General features: G+C 39.4%; 11 protein-coding genes and 1 tRNA gene. 5 read left to right on the plus strand and 7 right to left on the minus strand.

The annotated features are described in order from the left end of the window. Positions 1-148: 148 nt before the first annotated feature. Positions 149-232, minus strand: a tRNA-Leu gene (locus GTQ34_RS15535). A 326-nt stretch (positions 233-558) separates the two neighbouring features. On the opposite strand from GTQ34_RS15535, the gene GTQ34_RS15540 reads away from it, so the two are divergent. Both GTQ34_RS15540 and GTQ34_RS15545 read left to right on the plus strand, forming a co-directional pair. Next, on the plus strand, positions 559-4,530 hold the full coding sequence (locus tag GTQ34_RS15540) for a hybrid sensor histidine kinase/response regulator transcription factor (RefSeq protein WP_166524723.1): 3,972 nt from the start codon (positions 559-561) through the stop codon (positions 4,528-4,530). 203 nt (positions 4,531-4,733) lie between these two features. After that, positions 4,734-5,252, plus strand: a complete 519-nt coding sequence (locus tag GTQ34_RS15545) for a hypothetical protein (protein WP_166524724.1) — start codon at positions 4,734-4,736, stop codon at positions 5,250-5,252. Between the two features lie 85 nt (positions 5,253-5,337). On the opposite strand, the gene GTQ34_RS15550 is transcribed toward GTQ34_RS15545, so the two are convergent. The 4 genes from GTQ34_RS15550 to GTQ34_RS15565 all read right to left on the minus strand — a co-directional run bounded on the left by GTQ34_RS15550 (position 5,338) and on the right by GTQ34_RS15565 (position 8,759). Then, on the minus strand, positions 5,338-6,129 hold the full coding sequence (locus GTQ34_RS15550) for a LytR/AlgR family response regulator transcription factor (RefSeq protein ID WP_166524725.1): 792 nt from the start codon (positions 6,127-6,129) through the stop codon (positions 5,338-5,340). After that, positions 6,104-7,222 (minus strand): sensor histidine kinase, encoded by a 1,119-nt coding sequence (locus GTQ34_RS15555; RefSeq protein ID WP_166524726.1) that lies wholly within the window; start codon positions 7,220-7,222, stop codon positions 6,104-6,106. Before GTQ34_RS15555 ends, GTQ34_RS15550 begins: the two co-directional genes overlap by 26 nt. Positions 7,223-7,315: 93 nt before the next feature. Further along, positions 7,316-7,894, minus strand: coding sequence for a carboxylesterase family protein (locus GTQ34_RS15560; protein ID WP_166524727.1), 579 nt, complete (start codon positions 7,892-7,894; stop codon positions 7,316-7,318). A 214-nt stretch (positions 7,895-8,108) separates the two neighbouring features. After that, positions 8,109-8,759 carry a hypothetical protein gene (locus tag GTQ34_RS15565; RefSeq protein WP_166524728.1) on the minus strand — a complete coding sequence of 217 codons (651 nt, stop codon included), beginning with the start codon at positions 8,757-8,759 and terminating at the stop codon, positions 8,109-8,111. Between the two features lie 518 nt (positions 8,760-9,277). Between GTQ34_RS15565 and GTQ34_RS15570 the strand changes: the two genes are divergently transcribed. Together GTQ34_RS15570 and GTQ34_RS15575 are read left to right on the plus strand one after the other, a co-directional pair. Further along, on the plus strand, positions 9,278-9,514 hold the full coding sequence (locus GTQ34_RS15570) for a DUF3303 domain-containing protein (protein WP_166524729.1): 237 nt from the start codon (positions 9,278-9,280) through the stop codon (positions 9,512-9,514). Positions 9,515-9,700: 186 nt separating this feature from the next. Beyond that, positions 9,701-11,140: a DASS family sodium-coupled anion symporter gene (locus GTQ34_RS15575; RefSeq protein WP_208103912.1), complete on the plus strand. Its 1,440-nt coding sequence runs from the start codon at positions 9,701-9,703 to the stop codon at positions 11,138-11,140. Between the two features lie 23 nt (positions 11,141-11,163). On the opposite strand, the gene GTQ34_RS15580 is transcribed toward GTQ34_RS15575, so the two are convergent. Further along, the gene (locus tag GTQ34_RS15580; RefSeq protein ID WP_166524730.1) at positions 11,164-12,510 is read right to left on the minus strand and encodes a sensor histidine kinase; all 1,347 of its coding nucleotides are present in this window, start codon (positions 12,508-12,510) and stop codon (positions 11,164-11,166) included. Next, positions 12,510-13,874: a sigma-54-dependent transcriptional regulator gene (locus GTQ34_RS15585; RefSeq protein WP_166524777.1), complete on the minus strand. Its 1,365-nt coding sequence runs from the start codon at positions 13,872-13,874 to the stop codon at positions 12,510-12,512. Before GTQ34_RS15585 ends, GTQ34_RS15580 begins: the two co-directional genes overlap by 1 nt. Before the next feature lie 169 nt (positions 13,875-14,043). Here GTQ34_RS15585 and GTQ34_RS15590 point away from each other — a divergent pair, with 169 nt between their 5' ends. Beyond that, entirely contained in the window at positions 14,044-15,417 is a 1,374-nt protein-coding gene (locus tag GTQ34_RS15590; protein ID WP_235915064.1) for a TolC family protein, read from the plus strand. Position 15,418: the final 1 nt, after the last annotated feature.

Here is a 15,418-nt window from a genome sequence, read left to right on the forward strand (position 1 = left end):
TATAAACGTTAAACAAAGTTACACTTTTAACGCTGATGACCTAATGATTCTTCAAAAATTATCTCCGTTTTAAGAAAAATAGTAACCAATTGTACTGGACTGCGGGCTAATAATGGGCCAAAAAAAACCGCAACAAGATGCGGTTTTGTACCCACGACTGGAGTCGAACCAGCACGTCCTTTCGAACACTACCCCCTCAAGGTAGCGTGTCTACCAATTCCACCACGTGGGCTATTCGGATGCGAAGATAACAAACTTAAAGCAATGATCTTTGATGTTCAAACCAATGTTTTATTCTAAACTTAACTCGCTTTTGATTGAAGCAAAAGGGGTGCAAGATGTCACCATAAATTAAAGATCTTGGTTTCAATCAGTTCAGTGGCTTGGTGGAATCAATAAGAGTTCCGCTGGAAGAGATAGTTGCCAATTTCTTGACCTATTGCACCCAGTTCAGTACCAAATCTCCAATTGTCTGGAAAAGAACCTTTTGTTCATAGTTTAGTATCTTTAATATGCCACCTGCCCTATAGGGCGGGTCTTGAAAATAGCGGTAATCCCATGCTTAGGATAACATTCAAATTTTTGGCTTTCTTTCTTTTCTGCTCTGTGTTTACAAATGCGCAAGACGGTACCAAGCATTATAGGAATATTAAATTACCGCAAGTAAATGAGCGGACCGAGGTGTTGGCACTATTACAGGACAGCAGAGGTTTTATGTGGTTTGGTACAACACAAGGGTTGTTTCGGTTTGATGGAATGGATTTCAAAAGATACCACAATGAATATGGTAATCGAGAATCCCTGTCCGATGATGTAATATATTCACTCGAAGAGGATTCGCAAGGAAATGTTTGGATAGGCACAAAATCTGGTGGGATTAGTATATTGGACCCGGTTAGGGATACTTTTTCTCATCATCGCTATAATCCTCACGATAGCATACCTTTTTCAAATTATTTCATTACAGCTATTCATGAAGATAAGAATGGGATTATTTGGATTGGAAGCCAAGGTGGTGGTCTTGGAAAATATGACCCTATCACCAATGCAATCAAATACTTTCAAAAGGATGATCGTGGCAACTCGATAGCCCAAAACTACATAACTGAAATTTTGGAGGATGAAAAAGGCAATCTATGGGTAGGATTAAACGGAGGAGGCATCAATAAGTTCAATCCCAAAACGGAGCAGTTTCAACACTTTCGGTTTGCGAATCTTCAAGATCCTACGTTAAACTTTAGGAATAATGTGATACGTGACCTATACCATGATGGCAACGGGGGTATTTGGTCGGCCACCTATGGGGGATTCAACAAGTTGAACATAGCAGATGGAACATTTACACATTATGATGTACTCAACGACCCCGTACTTAAATCCAACTCCCTAAACGCTATTAGTTCAGTAGCCGGAACGCTTTACATCACTTCCTATGATGGGTATTTTTATGGCTTTGATCTAAAGAAAGAAAAATTCATTTCATCGGAAAACATAAACAAGAATATTAGAAATGGGTATTCTGACAGAGATGGTCTGTACTGGTTGGGATTGACAACGGGTGAAGTAATGGTGATTTCCCAAAATTTTGATTTTCCATTCTATTGGGTCGGTAAAGAAGAAGACCTGATTACCTCCATTAAAAAATCAGGAGAGAATTTCATTTGTGGAACCGCTTTTTCTGGATTGTATTCCAGTTCGGGAAACGAACGTATTGGAGAGAACATATTGTCCGATGTATCCATCCTTTGTATGGAACAAAATGTGAATGGCTCCATTTGGATTGGAACCAATAGTGGTGGCCTTAATATATATGACCCCAATACGGGAGAAAATAAAGTACTTCGGTTTGAACCTGGAAATAACAAGACCCTGCCTCACGATACAGTTCTTGAAATCTATAAGGACGAGTATGGAGCTATGTGGGTGGGCACGTTGGCAGGTTTGGGCCAATGGATAGACAGTACAGCAAGCTTCTTGAATCGTGGGACAGCCCAGTTTAAAGATATGATTAGGTTGGACAAAAGGGAATTGTGGGCGGCAACAAATATTGGGATTGCTATCATTGATCCCACGACCAACGCTTTTTATATGAAACAGGCTGATGTCAACCAACACAAGGATAGCTTATTGCACAACGAGGTGAATGTATTGTACACACCGGACAAGGACAGTATTTTGATTGGTTCCAAAAAAGGCCTGAATGTCTTTATCAAGAGCCAAAACAGAATGGTGAATGTGCACCAAGAGTTTGATTTACCATATGGTGAAATAAAGGCCATAGCACAGGACCACCATAAAAACTATTGGATGACCTCGGATAAAGGTGTCTTACATATAGATCTTGAAACCGGCCTTTTCAAGTATTATGATGAATCCAATGGCCTGCATGTCAATAAGGGCTATAATTCCTTTATACGCTTTGAACCGGAATCAAATAAAATGATGATTGCTGGCGTTGGCGGCTACTACAGTTTTAGCCCCGCCCCTTTGCGTTTCAACAAAAATTCGATACCCCTCCGTATTACCGATGTCCGTCTTTTCAACCAATCCATTCAAGATACAAGTTTGTTGGTATCGTTGAAAGAAAATGAATATCTGGAATTAATGCACCATCAAGATATGGTTTCCTTCTCCTATGCAGGTATAGATTATGTGAACCCCTCGAAAATTTCTTATGCATACCTATTGGAGGGCTATAACGATAGATGGATTTATACCAAGGATCGAACCGCCAGTTTTACAAATCTGGAACCCGGGGAATATGTGTTTAAGGTAAAGTCGACCAATGCAGATGGTATCTGGGGGGATACCCCGAAATCCGTGACCTTATATATAAAACCGCCCTTTTGGGCTACATGGTGGGCATATGCACTGTACTTGATTTTATTTTTAGGAGCCCTCTCTCTTACTATCAGAAATTTTAGGATGAGGGAACGCCTCAAGACGCGGTTGCACTTGGAGCATCTGGAATTGGAAAAACTTAAGGAATTCAGTGCGATGAAATCAAAGTTTTTCGCAAATATTTCCCACGAATTCCGAACTCCGTTGACACTGATCACAGGACCCATTGATGATTTGATGGAAAGGAACAAGGATGCGAAGGCAAAAGAGAGTCTGCAGATAGTGAAGCGGAACGGCCAACGCTTAAAACGCTTGATCGATCAGATATTGGACTTTTCCAAACTAGAGGCGAAGAAGGTTGAGGTTAAAAAAGAAGCATGCGAATTATATGGGTTTTTGAGGCCCATCGGGGCTTCTTTCGCATCGTTGGCAGAGAAGAATAACATTGACTATTCCGTTGACATTCCCCCTAAGCAGCTTTGGGCCTATATTGATATGGAAAAAATTGAAATGGTACTGAACAATTTGATTTCCAATGCCCTTAAGTTCACTCCCCCGTCCGGGAAGGTTGGTTTTAGAACAGAAGTGGTTCAGAAAAACCATCATTCAGAACTGAGGTTGAGGGTTGAAGACAATGGGCCTGGTCTTACTGAGGAAGAAAAGAAAAATGTATTTGAGCGGTTCTATCGCATAGAAAAAAAAGAAAATAGTGTTGGCACAGGAATAGGGTTATCCCTTACGAAAGAAATAGTAGACTTAATGCAAGGAAGCATTCAGGTGTTGGGCAAAAAAGGAGAAGGATCTGTGTTTGAAGTGATTTTGCCCTTGGAATTGGTTAAGAATCCAGAGCTTTCCCCCGAGCTAGGTTTAGATAAGCAGAAAAAAAATAAGCTCAATTCCAATGATGTTACCAGAGGTTTAAATTCAATTCTACTGGTTGAGGACAATGAGGATCTCCGTATTCATTTCAAAAATATTTTTGGGGAAGCATGGCATATATTGGAGGCAACCGATGGTGAAATGGGATACGCTATGGCCATAAAGGAAATCCCAGATTTGATCATTAGCGATCTTATGATGCCTAAAATGGATGGGAACGAATTATGTGATTCCTTGAAGCAGGACGAAAGAACGGCGCATATTCCGTTCATTATGCTTACCGCCAAAGCCAGTCAACCGGATAAGGTCTTGGGGTTGGCCCAAGGTGCAAATGACTATATCACCAAGCCGTTTAACAAGAAGGAATTGTTCTTAAAGGTGCAGAATTTGCTTGCGCAACGGAAGCGTATGCAAAACAAGCTGCAGCGGGAGCTCATGTCCCGACCTGTACAATCACCTGAACTTCTGTCGAACCAGGAAAAGTTCATCCTAAAGCTCAAAAAATATATTGTAGACCATTTGGACGATAGTGAAATGAACGTGAATTCTTTGAGCAAGGAGATGGGGTATAGCCGTATACAGCTTTATCGCAAAGTACTTGGATTGACGGGTTTATCAACCTCTGAGTTTATTCGACAAATTCGGATTCATAAGGCTGCCGAGCTACTACAAAAAAAGTGGGGTAATGTCTCCGAAATAGCTTATGCGGTTGGGTTTAACAATCTTTCCTACTTTACAAAGTCCTTTAAGGAGATCTACAAACTCACTCCATCTCAATTTGGTAAGGCGGACACTGAGCAAGCCAATTAAAAAGTATTGTCGATACTGATAAACCTCCCATATCAATGAAGAATAACCCGGATTAATTGACTTTTTCCAATACTGGTAACATAAGTGTTAAACGATGCAACCTTGGCATCAATCATTGCATAGCCAAATATGTACCTTTTGTTATTATTAACCTCTTGCTACCATAGATAGCAAAAATCTAGGCAGCAATCAAAAAAATAATTATGAAAACAAGGTATAGTTATGCAAATTTACTGGGAAGAAAAACGCTTTATTATTCTGTAATCTTACTGTTATCCATAATCTGTTTTTCTTGCAGTGATGACGATGGGGATTTGATGATATCATTGGATGGCCCTGTACTTTCGGTCTCAGATTTCACAGGTAATTGGGCGGCGACAACTGCTGTATTTGAAAGTACGGATGGTTCCCAACGCCTGGAAGTTGTAGAACAGGGTGGTAGTGCCACGTTGGTGGTCCAGGCAAATGGTCGGTTTACAATCACGATTAGTTTTCCTGGTCAGGGTTCCGAGATATTTGCTGGTGAACTTGGTTTCAATGGTGAAGAATATGGAGATAGATTGATTGTGATATTTGATGGAGATGATCCAGAGGATTACGAACTGTTCAATATTCAACTCAATAATGGAGTTTTGTTCTTAAACGGTATTACCACATTTGATTTTTTAGGAAATGGGACCGAAGTACCTGCCACAATAGATTTGATATTGGAGCGAGGTTGATATTACTTTCTGAATGGGTTAATATTTCGAAACCTGATCTGACCTATATCGAGATTTTTATACCGGATGGAAAAGAAAAGTGTTTTTAACCTTTAAGAAACTCCCTTATTACCCGATTGTAGGTCCTTCCGGTATAAAAGGTTTCATCATTTTTTAGATATATCCCATACTCCAAATGTCCTAGAATATCAATTCTAGCTATCCAATCCGTATTAACAATGTGGGAACGATGTATCCGGATAAAATCATTTTTTGGCAATCTTTCCATTATCTGGATAAGGCTTTCCCGAACTAGGTGGAACTTGCCGGTAGCCTCATATATTTTAATATAGTAGTTGTCCGCCTCTATTCTAACAACATCTTCAGTGTTTAAGAGAATTATCTTGCCCGAATTTTTAATGATTAGCCTTTTATGGTTGAAATTGGTGGCCACAAAGTGTCCACTATTGGCCTTCAACTCTTCTTTGATGGTATTTTTAAGCAGTGATTTTAAAGAATTCTTGTATAGCTCGCTTTGGGATAAGTGGACCTTGGCATTATTAAGGGCATCGTAGAATCGTTGATCACTAAAAGGCTTTAGCAAATAATCTATGGCGTGGACCTCGAAGGCTTTCAGGGCATATTGGTCAAAAGCTGTTACAAAAACAGTTTTGGGAAGGATTTGGCGATCAACCGAGTTCAGAACCTCGAAACCGTTGATCCCAGGCATTTGAATATCCAAAAACAATAAGTCGGGGATGGTACGACGTATAGCGTCAATAGCCTCAACACCATTGGCACAGACCTCAGTAACCTCGATTTCCGAATCCTTTTTTAAAAGTTGCAGTAAACCGTCCCTTGCTTGTTTTTCGTCATCGACTATCACCGTTTTTATCATGATATATTCGTGTTTTGTTTGGAAACGAAATAGTTACCTTGACACCATGGTTTACGCTGGTCATATCAAAAGTAAAGTCATCTCCATAGAGTTTGTTTAATCTGTCCAAAGTGTTTTTTAGCCCGATTCCGTTGGTCTTTTGAAGATTGAAGCGCTTCTCCAATCTAGGCCCAGTGTTAAACACTTCAATGTGGACTCTATTGCTTTTACTTTGAATGCTAACCTTGAGCTGTGTCGGACCTATATATTTATCAAATCCATGTTTAAATGCGTTTTCGATAATCGGTTGAAGTAATAATGTGGGTATGGGGGCCATCATCGCCTTTTGATCAATGTTCATGTTAACTGCTAGGTTACCTTCATGACGTATACGCTCAATTTCTAAATACTTTTGAATAAAGGTCAACTCTTCACCCACCGTGGTCATATTTTTCGAAAAACCGTTCAAGGAGTTTCGAAGCAGATCCCCCATGTTGGAAATCACATCGATGGCCATGTCATTTTTGTTCCCACGGACCAACATTGAAATGGTGTTGTACGTATTGAACAAAAAGTGAGGTTGTAGTTGCATTTTTAATGCACGCAGTTGCGATTCAACAAGCTGGGATTCCAATTCCAAGGCCTCCATGCTTTTCAACCTATATTTTTTCTGAAGATCAACGATGTAGAGTACGGCCATAATAACCAGTGAAATTATTATGGATTCCATAAAGTGAAAGGTGGATAATCTACCCAAAAAATCTTTCTTTATGGTTGTGCCATCAGGGTTGTAAAACCATTGCAATAGGTAAGAAACTAACCATGTGACCAAATTCTTTATCACACCTAAAGAAAGACTGATCACCACCAAAGTGATAATTTTCCTAACTAAGGACGCTTTTTCAGCCCAACGGAATGCTTTGATAAAAAAGAAGGTAAATCCAATCCAGAGTAAAATGGATGGTACATAATAAAAAATTATAAACCCAGAGGGGCGCACAAAAAGAGATTTTTTGAAAATATCGATGCACACAAACAAAACCCACGCCAACAAAACGTAAAAAATAAGTGTCTTGGGGCGATTTTTGTTTTTGGATGCTTTAAGGTTGCGCATTTCGACAAGGGTATAAAGGGGGTATCAAATTAATATCCAAACAAGTTAATATACGGATATCAGTGGGTTAAAAAAAGACTTGCATATAGTTTGCTATTTTCTTTTTTTGTCGAGCAACCATTTGTAAAACTTTGGATCTTGGTAGACTTTTACCCATGATCCATGGCCGACACCAGGATAAAGAATAAGCTCGGCTTTTCCGCCGCACTGCTTAAGAGCATCGATCATTTCGGCAGATTTTTTAAATGTAACCACATTGTCCGCATCTCCATGGTAGGCCCTTATATTCAATTTTTTGGCCTTACAGATATTGTTCACCTTGCCACCACCAGCAATAGGAGCTGCTGCTGCAAACCATTCCGGGAAACGGGTTAAAAGATTCCAAGAGCCATATCCACCCATACTATACCCTGTCACATAAATACTATTTAGGTCTACACTGTAATTGTTGGTCACTTCGTGCAAAAGGGCATTGAAATCCACATCTTGCCAACTACATCCTGAGGAGCATTTAGGGGCAATAGCTAAAAAAGGGAAATCAATGTTGTTCTTCCTTGCATATTTTAAAGGATGATGTTTTGTGTTGGACCGATCGCCTCCGTGCAGAAACAATAATACCGGGACTTTGTTGCTTCCATTGTAATTTTTTGGAATTGACAACAAGTATTCCAAATTTTGAGATTTGAGAACTTTTGTTTCACCCAATGGATCTATTGACAATGGTTTTTGTCCATTTCCCGTGCTTAACGTCAAAAGGAATAGAATAAGCTGGAAAATTTTGTTTTGGAAGACCATTTCTTTAGATACGACAAATAAAAAATCCGAGTTTGGCAATGGTGAGTATTGGTTCGATGCAACTTTTCACACCTCCTTACCGACCATCGTGTTATTCTTTGGCTGCTTCGTCGTTGAGTTTTTTGGTCAACACGTTATCTGCGTTTTTAAGCCAAAAGAATCCAAGCCATTCACTGTTCCATCTCGTGCTTAATGCCCTATGACGAGTTTCATTGTCAAACAACTCTTCTGCTTTGTTCAACAGGACCTTAGCAGCCAAAGCCTCCCGAAAGTCGCTATCTGGCTTTCCGACCATTGATGTTCCAATAAGCACATACACCAAAGGATTTTCAGGATCTTTCTGGAGTGCGGACTTGAGTTTTTCCAAATACTGGATTTTTAGGTCCGCGATTACACTGTCTCCCTTCTTTGTTCCAATAGCATTTCTAAGCTTGAAGAAATTGACAAAGCCTTGAAGTGCATCAATATCTGATAAAATTTCAGCATCTTTTCCTTTGTATCTTTCTTTGGCAATATTTAGTTGCTCCTGAGCCTTGTTCAACAAATCTGATCTAGAAACATCCTTTGGGGTGTCCGGCGTCCTTCCATACATATTGAAAAGTTGCGTATAGATATAGCAAGCCCAATAGTTGGGAAGCCATTCATTTGTAAATTTTTGACCAACCTGTATATAATGTTCGGCGGTAAGGTTTTCATCTTCAAATCCAGTGGCTATTTCATGCAGAAAAAGGCCTTTTTTCATCTCGGATTCGAATTGTTTATCAGTGTCATTTCCGTTTTGCTGGGCGTTTGCCACAAAAAATATAAATAAACCAAGGATAAATAGTGGATTTCGTTGCATTGTTATGTTGTTTTAATCATAAAACTAATGCCACCCATTAATGTTTCTGGGAATAATCAGTGAGCTGTTACATATTTGCTGTAAACTGTAATTGAATATGGGTAAATATCGTTCCGATAAACGATAATCATGTTAAAAGGATGACATTGGATTTATTATTAAAAATATTGTTTGATATTTTGTAGTTTTCTTACACCTACTAGAAAAAAATAATGAAGATGGGCAGGTTTCTGATCATTATCTTTTGCCCAAAGATTACCTTGGGAAAGGAAGAGGCTGGATAAAGAATGGATTGAAATAACAAAATCTTGCCTAATGAATACTTAAAAGCATCGCTATAAGAGGATTTAGCGAATGAGGAAGCAAATGTTCGATATTGCTTACATTACCAAAGTCAAAAAATAAAAAGTCGCTTACCATTGAAAAAATACATGATTGTTGAAAACTTCAAACCTGATTGTTCCAGCAAGGTTTATCAAAGGCACATTGACAAGGGAAGAATGTTGCCGGATGGTCTATATTACTTACATTCTTGGTTAAATGAGGACAAGAACGTTTGTTTTCAACTAATGGAAACAAATGATGAGGAGTTAATCGCTATTTGGACGGATAAGTGGAAAGACCTAATTGATTTTGAGGTCTACCCGATTATTTAAAGAGTTCATATCAAGAATCATCGAAAATTACACATAACGAGGAATATTGATGGTATAAAATAACATGAGCTGTGATAAAAAATTGAGTGGGAGATTGGTAGAAGGTGAATAATCAATACCTTGAATGGGAAGGTTGATTTGAAATAGTGGACCAGTTATTTAAAATTAGGAATTTAATCGAACCTTATGAGCCAAGCTTCAGTGACGGAACAACCAACTAACTACCAAAAAGTACGTTGGATAAAGCGAATTGTCACCCTGGTATTTGGCATTATAATCTGGCACCTTCCCATTCCATGGGATTTATCACCTGACGCATGGCATTTGTTTGCCATTTTTATAACGGCCATTGTTGGCGTGTTGATAGATGCACTTTCAATCTTTACTGCATCCGTCCTCGCTTTGGTAGCAGTGGTCCTATGCCGGGTCCTTACTCCTGAACAAGCTTTTTCAGGATTCTCAGAAAGCTTTATATTGCTCATTTTGGCGGCTTTTTTAGTCGCAAAAGGAGTCATTAAGTCGGGATTGGGAAGGCGAATCGCCTTTTTACTAATTCGCCGATTTGGTAAATCCACCCTAAATCTGGGATATTGCATTGTGGCCACGGATACACTCTTGGGACCTGCTATTCCAAGTAATACGGCAAGATCGGGAATTCTTTATCCCATAGCCCATGCATTGTCCTTGGACACTGAATCTTTACCCACACCAGATAGTAGAAAGAAAACAGGAAGTTATCTTATGATGACCGCCATATCAGGACACACCATAAGTTCAGCATTATGGTTCACCGGTATGGCGGCCAATCCTGTGGGAGCGGGAATTGCTTCCCAATTTGGGGTAAACATGAACTTTGGGAATTGGGTCTTTGTGGCTTCGGTTCCCTGCCTTATTGCCCTTATTGCAATACCCTTTGTATTATACAAACTCTTTCCGCCAGAAAACAAATACACTCCAGAAGCTCCTGAAATGGCCAGGAATGCACTGCAAGAGATGGGGCCCATGGGCAAGCAAGAATGGATTATGGGCATTACATTTTTTGGAATGATTCTGCTTTGGGCTTTTTCCCCAGTTTTGAATTTAAACCTGGCTATTGTTGCTTTTCTTGGATTATCGATATTGATATTGGCCAATGTGTACACACTTGAGGATATTCGACAAGGTGCTGGAGATGCACTTGAAACCTATATTTGGTTTGCAATTTTATATATGATGAGCACTGCACTGAATGATATGGGCTTTATGAAAACCCTAGGTGCTCAAATAGCTGCCCACATCAGTGAATTTAATTGGGTTACGGTATATATCCTCCTTACCGTACTGTATGTTGTGATCCACTATCTTTTTGTCAGTCAAACAGCACAATTGCTGGCTTTGTATGCTGTTTTTTTACAAGTGGCTGTAAATGCCCAAGTACCTGCTGCACTCATGGCTTTTATGCTATCTTTCGCTACCAATTATTTTGCAGTCATTACGCCCCAGGCTTCCAGTTCAAATGTTTTGTTTGCTGGAAGCGGCTATTTACTATCAGAAGATATTTATAAACAAGGGGCGATTGTCACAGTTTTGAATATGGTAATCTTCCTTCTTGCAACACCTTGGATCATGTGGTCCTCATCATTATAACAGCACTAATTACTCGTAGCTCTTTAGAAGCTTAAAACAAATGCGGTATTGCTAAAAGGTTTTGAATGAGCCGTGATATTTCCACCATGTAAATGCATTATTTGTTTTGAAAGGCTTAAGCCTATACCCGTGCCTTTGGCTTTTGTGGTAAAAAAGGGAACAAATATGTCCTCAACTATTTCTTCAGGAATTCCTGGACCATTATCGGAAACCTCGATATACTTTTGGCCAGAATTGCCAACAAATGCCGTTACCTGTACTTTGGCCATTTTGGTGCCCTCAAGGGAATGAATCGCATTTTTCACCAAGTTTACCAATACCTGGGTTATTTGCTTTTCGTCAATAAAAAGCTCTAAATCTGCTGGTTTTGAAGTCCATGTGATTTTGATATCCTCTTCCGCGCTTCTCTGTGTGAGCACCTCAACTTTTTCGAATAGTTTTTTAGCACTTACCAATGCTCTGTCCGGTTTGGGTACATTGAGAAAACTACGGTAGGATTGTACAAACTCCATAAGGTCATTGCCCTGCTCACTTATTACCTCCAGCCCTTTTACGGTATTTTTAATCTTGTCTTCGGTAAGCTCTTTCACCCCAACCAGTTGCCCATATTTGCTAAAATATTTTAAGATGGATTCTGATATAGAGGTAATCGGCGTAATTGTATTCATGATTTCATGGGTCAATACGCGTATTAAACGGACCCAAGAATCGGTTTCTTTTTCATCAAGCTCCCTATGGATATCTTGCACCACGACCAAGAGCAAATCTTGTCCGTCCAATTGCAGTGGGGTAGACTTAAGGGCCAGTTGTATTTGTTCTCGCTCATTGGTCAACTGCACTAGTTTTCTATCAAACGGTTCCATCGAAGCAAAAATCTGGTACAATTGATCATCAATTTGGCTTAACTGCTTAATGTGGTTTAAGGGTTTGTAATTAAGTAGATTTTCCAAGGTGGGATTTGAGAAAAGTATGTGACCCTTCTTGTTAAATGTCATAATGCCGATATTGGCCTGCTTCATTATCTCTTGATAATAGCGTTCCCTAATTTGTAATTGCAGGTGTACTTCTTGAATCAACCCGTTTACCCTGTTCAAACTTTGGTTAAGTTCTTTGAAGGATTTTATGGAAACCTTTTCAGGAAACCGAAGGGTAAAATCCTCGTTTTTAATGGCATCAAAAAAGTAAGCGATTTTACGATTGGTGCTATTGATGAAAGAAATCAAAGAATACGTTTGAATAACAAAAAACAATACCAGCATAGCAGTGATGATGTACTGTCCTTTTACCAATGCCCAGGCAAGGGTCAATGCTGTGGCAGCTATGAGCAAAACCCTAAAAATAAGCTTCAAGTAGAAATTTCTGCTGGCCATTAGGATTTTAATTTCTTCATTTTGTTGTAAAGGGTCTGCCTTGAAACCCCAAGTTGTTCTGCGGCAGCGCTGTAGTTTCCATCATGTTGCTCCAAGGCACGGGATATCATTTCTTTTTCCATCTCGTCCAAGGTGGTGGGCCCCATGTTCAGTGAAGCTACGTTTTTGGAAATCAGCAAAAAGTCTTCCGGTTTCAAAATGCTTCCCTCACTCAAAATAACAGCCCTTTCAATAATGTGGTGCAGTTCACGAACATTGCCCGGCCAAGCATATCGCATCAATTTTTCTTGCGCTGCATTGTTAATTCTCAGGTTGGGTTTATCATATTTGTTCCCAAATCTTTTCAAATAAAAATCGGACAAAATCAGAACATCTTCGTCCCTATCCCGTAGGGGAGGAATTTCTAAATGGATGGTGTTTATGCGGTATAATAAGTCTTCCCGGAAAAGACCATCGGCAACCATTTGTTCCAGATTACAGTTGGTTGCGCAAATCAAACGAATATCAACAGGAACCGTCTTGTTCGATCCTACCCGGACTATCGTTCTATTCTGTATGGCAGAAAGTAGCTTTGCCTGGGTTTGGAGAGAAAGATTTCCTATTTCATCTAAAAACAGGGTTCCTTTATTAGCGGCTTCAAATTTTCCGATTCTGTCATTTTTGGCATCGGTAAAGGACCCCTTTACGTGTCCAAACAATTCGCTTTCAAATAGATTCTCCGAAATCGAACCCATATCGACCCCAATGAAAACCTCATCTTTTCGTTTTGAAGTTCTGTGCAGTTCACGGGCTATCAATTCCTTACCTGTTCCGTTTTCTCCGGTAATCAATACATTTACATCGGTTTTAGCCACTTTTCTGGTAAGGTTCAATATACTGTTCAATGCTTTTGAATTGCCGATGATGTAATTCTTATCTTCATTGATGACCTGCTTTAAGCCACTTTCTTTTTTTTGTAGACTACGTATTTCCTGTCTTGATTTTCGTAGCTCATAGGCCGACTTAACGGTGGCCAAAAGCTTATCATTGTTCCAAGGTTTTAGAATGAAGTCTGCAGCCCCTTCTTTAAGAGCCTCCACTGCCAGATCAACAGCCCCGTAGGCTGTCATCATGACCACGGAAGTGTTAGGAGCCTTTTTCTTGATTTCCCTTAACCAAAATAGACCTTCATTTCCTGTATTGACTCCTGCCGAGAAGTTCATGTCAAGAAGAATAATGTCAAACGAATCTAGATTCGGAAATGATGAAATCTGATTTGGATTGAAAACTGTTTCAACACTTTTGTATTCGAATTGTAACAGAATCTCAAGAGCGCTGAGCACACTTTTATTATCGTCAACAACTAATACTTTGGCATCGGTCATATCTCTTGAACTATTAAGCACTAATCTACAAATAAGAAATCCAGAAATTCAACAAGGTGTCAAATTATTTGACATTTTTTGTATAAATATTTTACACATAATTTTTATAAATGCGTTAATAATCTTTTTAAAATACTGAAAATAAGCACTATATAAATATGGCACAACAATGGTTTACATTTTGGCACAGTATATAAACATGCGCTTAAGAAAACACATCTCAACTCTGATTTTACTGCTTTCAGTTTCCGCTTTTTCACAAAAGCTTTGGACTTTGGAAGAATGTATTAGCCATGCCATCGAGAACAATCTTCAACTGAATGATTTTGGATTTACTACAGAAGCTAATCATGAGACCTATCGGCAATCTGTGAGAAATCTTTTGCCAATTGTAAACGGTTTTGCCGATTATTCCATCAATTTTGGTCGGTCCATTAACCCAGAGGACAACAGTTTTGTGAATACCGAGTTCTTTTCCAACAACTATTCCATACAATCTTCTTTTGATTTATTTCAAGGTTTCCAAAAGATTAATGGTATCAAGGCCTCTAAGTTTTTGTACAAGGCGGCCATTGCGGAAAATCTGCAGCAGAAATACCTTTTGGCCTTTCGAGTGATGTCCGCGTACTACGATATTTTGTTTGTGGAAGGGCTTATTGAGATTTCAAAAGAACAAGTGGAAATTTCACAGACCAACTATAATCTTGTAGAAAGACAAGTTGAATTGGGGGTTATGGCAGGGGCCGACCTATATGAAGCAGAGTCATTGCTTCTGGCCGACAAACTATCGCTTACCCAAAACGAAAACCGATTGCAGGCGGCCAAGCTTACATTGCTCCAGATAATGAACATACCCAATGAAAGTGACATTCTGTTGATGCCGGAATTGATACCCCAACCCGAAATCGCAAATGAGGAGCCCATTCTCTCAGACTCCATTTTCATTAAAGCAAAAGGTTTTATGCCCTCCATTAAGGCGCAAAAGTTTAGGGTAAAAGCAGCAAAAAAACAATTGGCCGTAGCCAGGGGTGGTCTTTATCCTTCCCTAAGGGTGCAGGGCAGTATTGGAACGGGCTATTTTGAGACCATAACAGATACCTTGGGAGTAACGATACCTTTCAGAGATCAGTTCCGGGATAATACCTTTAAATTTATTGGAGCATCTATCAATGTGCCAATTTTTAACGCTTGGGCTTCAAGATCACGAATAAAACAACAAAAAATTGCCCTTGATAGAGCTAAGAACAACGCCAAGATACAGGAGCAAGAGTTATATCAAATCATTCAACAATTGGTGCAAGAAAACAATGCACTTATGGCTGAGGTGACACAAACCGAAAAAAGGGAAGTCTCTCAAGAAACAGCATTCAAGATTGCACAAAAAAGGTATGAAAAAGGAATGATCAATGCCATAACACTTGGGCAGGCAAAAAATTTGTTCGCTACGGCGCAAAATGAAAATTTACAGGCACTATTAAGACTCAGGGTTAACATAAGTACCTTGGATTTCTATAAAGGCTTGCCAATTTTTAACATCAATTAGA

Origin of the sequence: Flagellimonas ochracea (genome assembly GCF_009903685.1) — a bacterium.
Lineage (GTDB): Bacteria > Bacteroidota > Bacteroidia > Flavobacteriales > Flavobacteriaceae > Flagellimonas > Flagellimonas ochracea.

Coding starts and splice junctions, on each gene's coding strand:
- GTQ34_RS15575 (WP_208103912.1), top strand. CDS start 9,701: ATGAGCCAAGCTTCAGTGACGGAACAACCAACTAACTACCAAAAAGTA.
- GTQ34_RS15550 (WP_166524725.1), bottom strand. CDS start 6,129: ATGATAAAAACGGTGATAGTCGATGACGAAAAACAAGCAAGGGACGGT.
- GTQ34_RS15540 (WP_166524723.1), top strand. CDS start 559: ATGCTTAGGATAACATTCAAATTTTTGGCTTTCTTTCTTTTCTGCTCT.
- GTQ34_RS15590 (WP_235915064.1), top strand. CDS start 14,044: ATGGTTTACATTTTGGCACAGTATATAAACATGCGCTTAAGAAAACAC.
- GTQ34_RS15545 (WP_166524724.1), top strand. CDS start 4,734: ATGAAAACAAGGTATAGTTATGCAAATTTACTGGGAAGAAAAACGCTT.
- GTQ34_RS15555 (WP_166524726.1), bottom strand. CDS start 7,222: ATGCGCAACCTTAAAGCATCCAAAAACAAAAATCGCCCCAAGACACTT.
- GTQ34_RS15580 (WP_166524730.1), bottom strand. CDS start 12,510: ATGGCCAGCAGAAATTTCTACTTGAAGCTTATTTTTAGGGTTTTGCTC.
- GTQ34_RS15565 (WP_166524728.1), bottom strand. CDS start 8,759: ATGAAAAAAGGCCTTTTTCTGCATGAAATAGCCACTGGATTTGAAGAT.
- GTQ34_RS15585 (WP_166524777.1), bottom strand. CDS start 13,874: ATGACCGATGCCAAAGTATTAGTTGTTGACGATAATAAAAGTGTGCTC.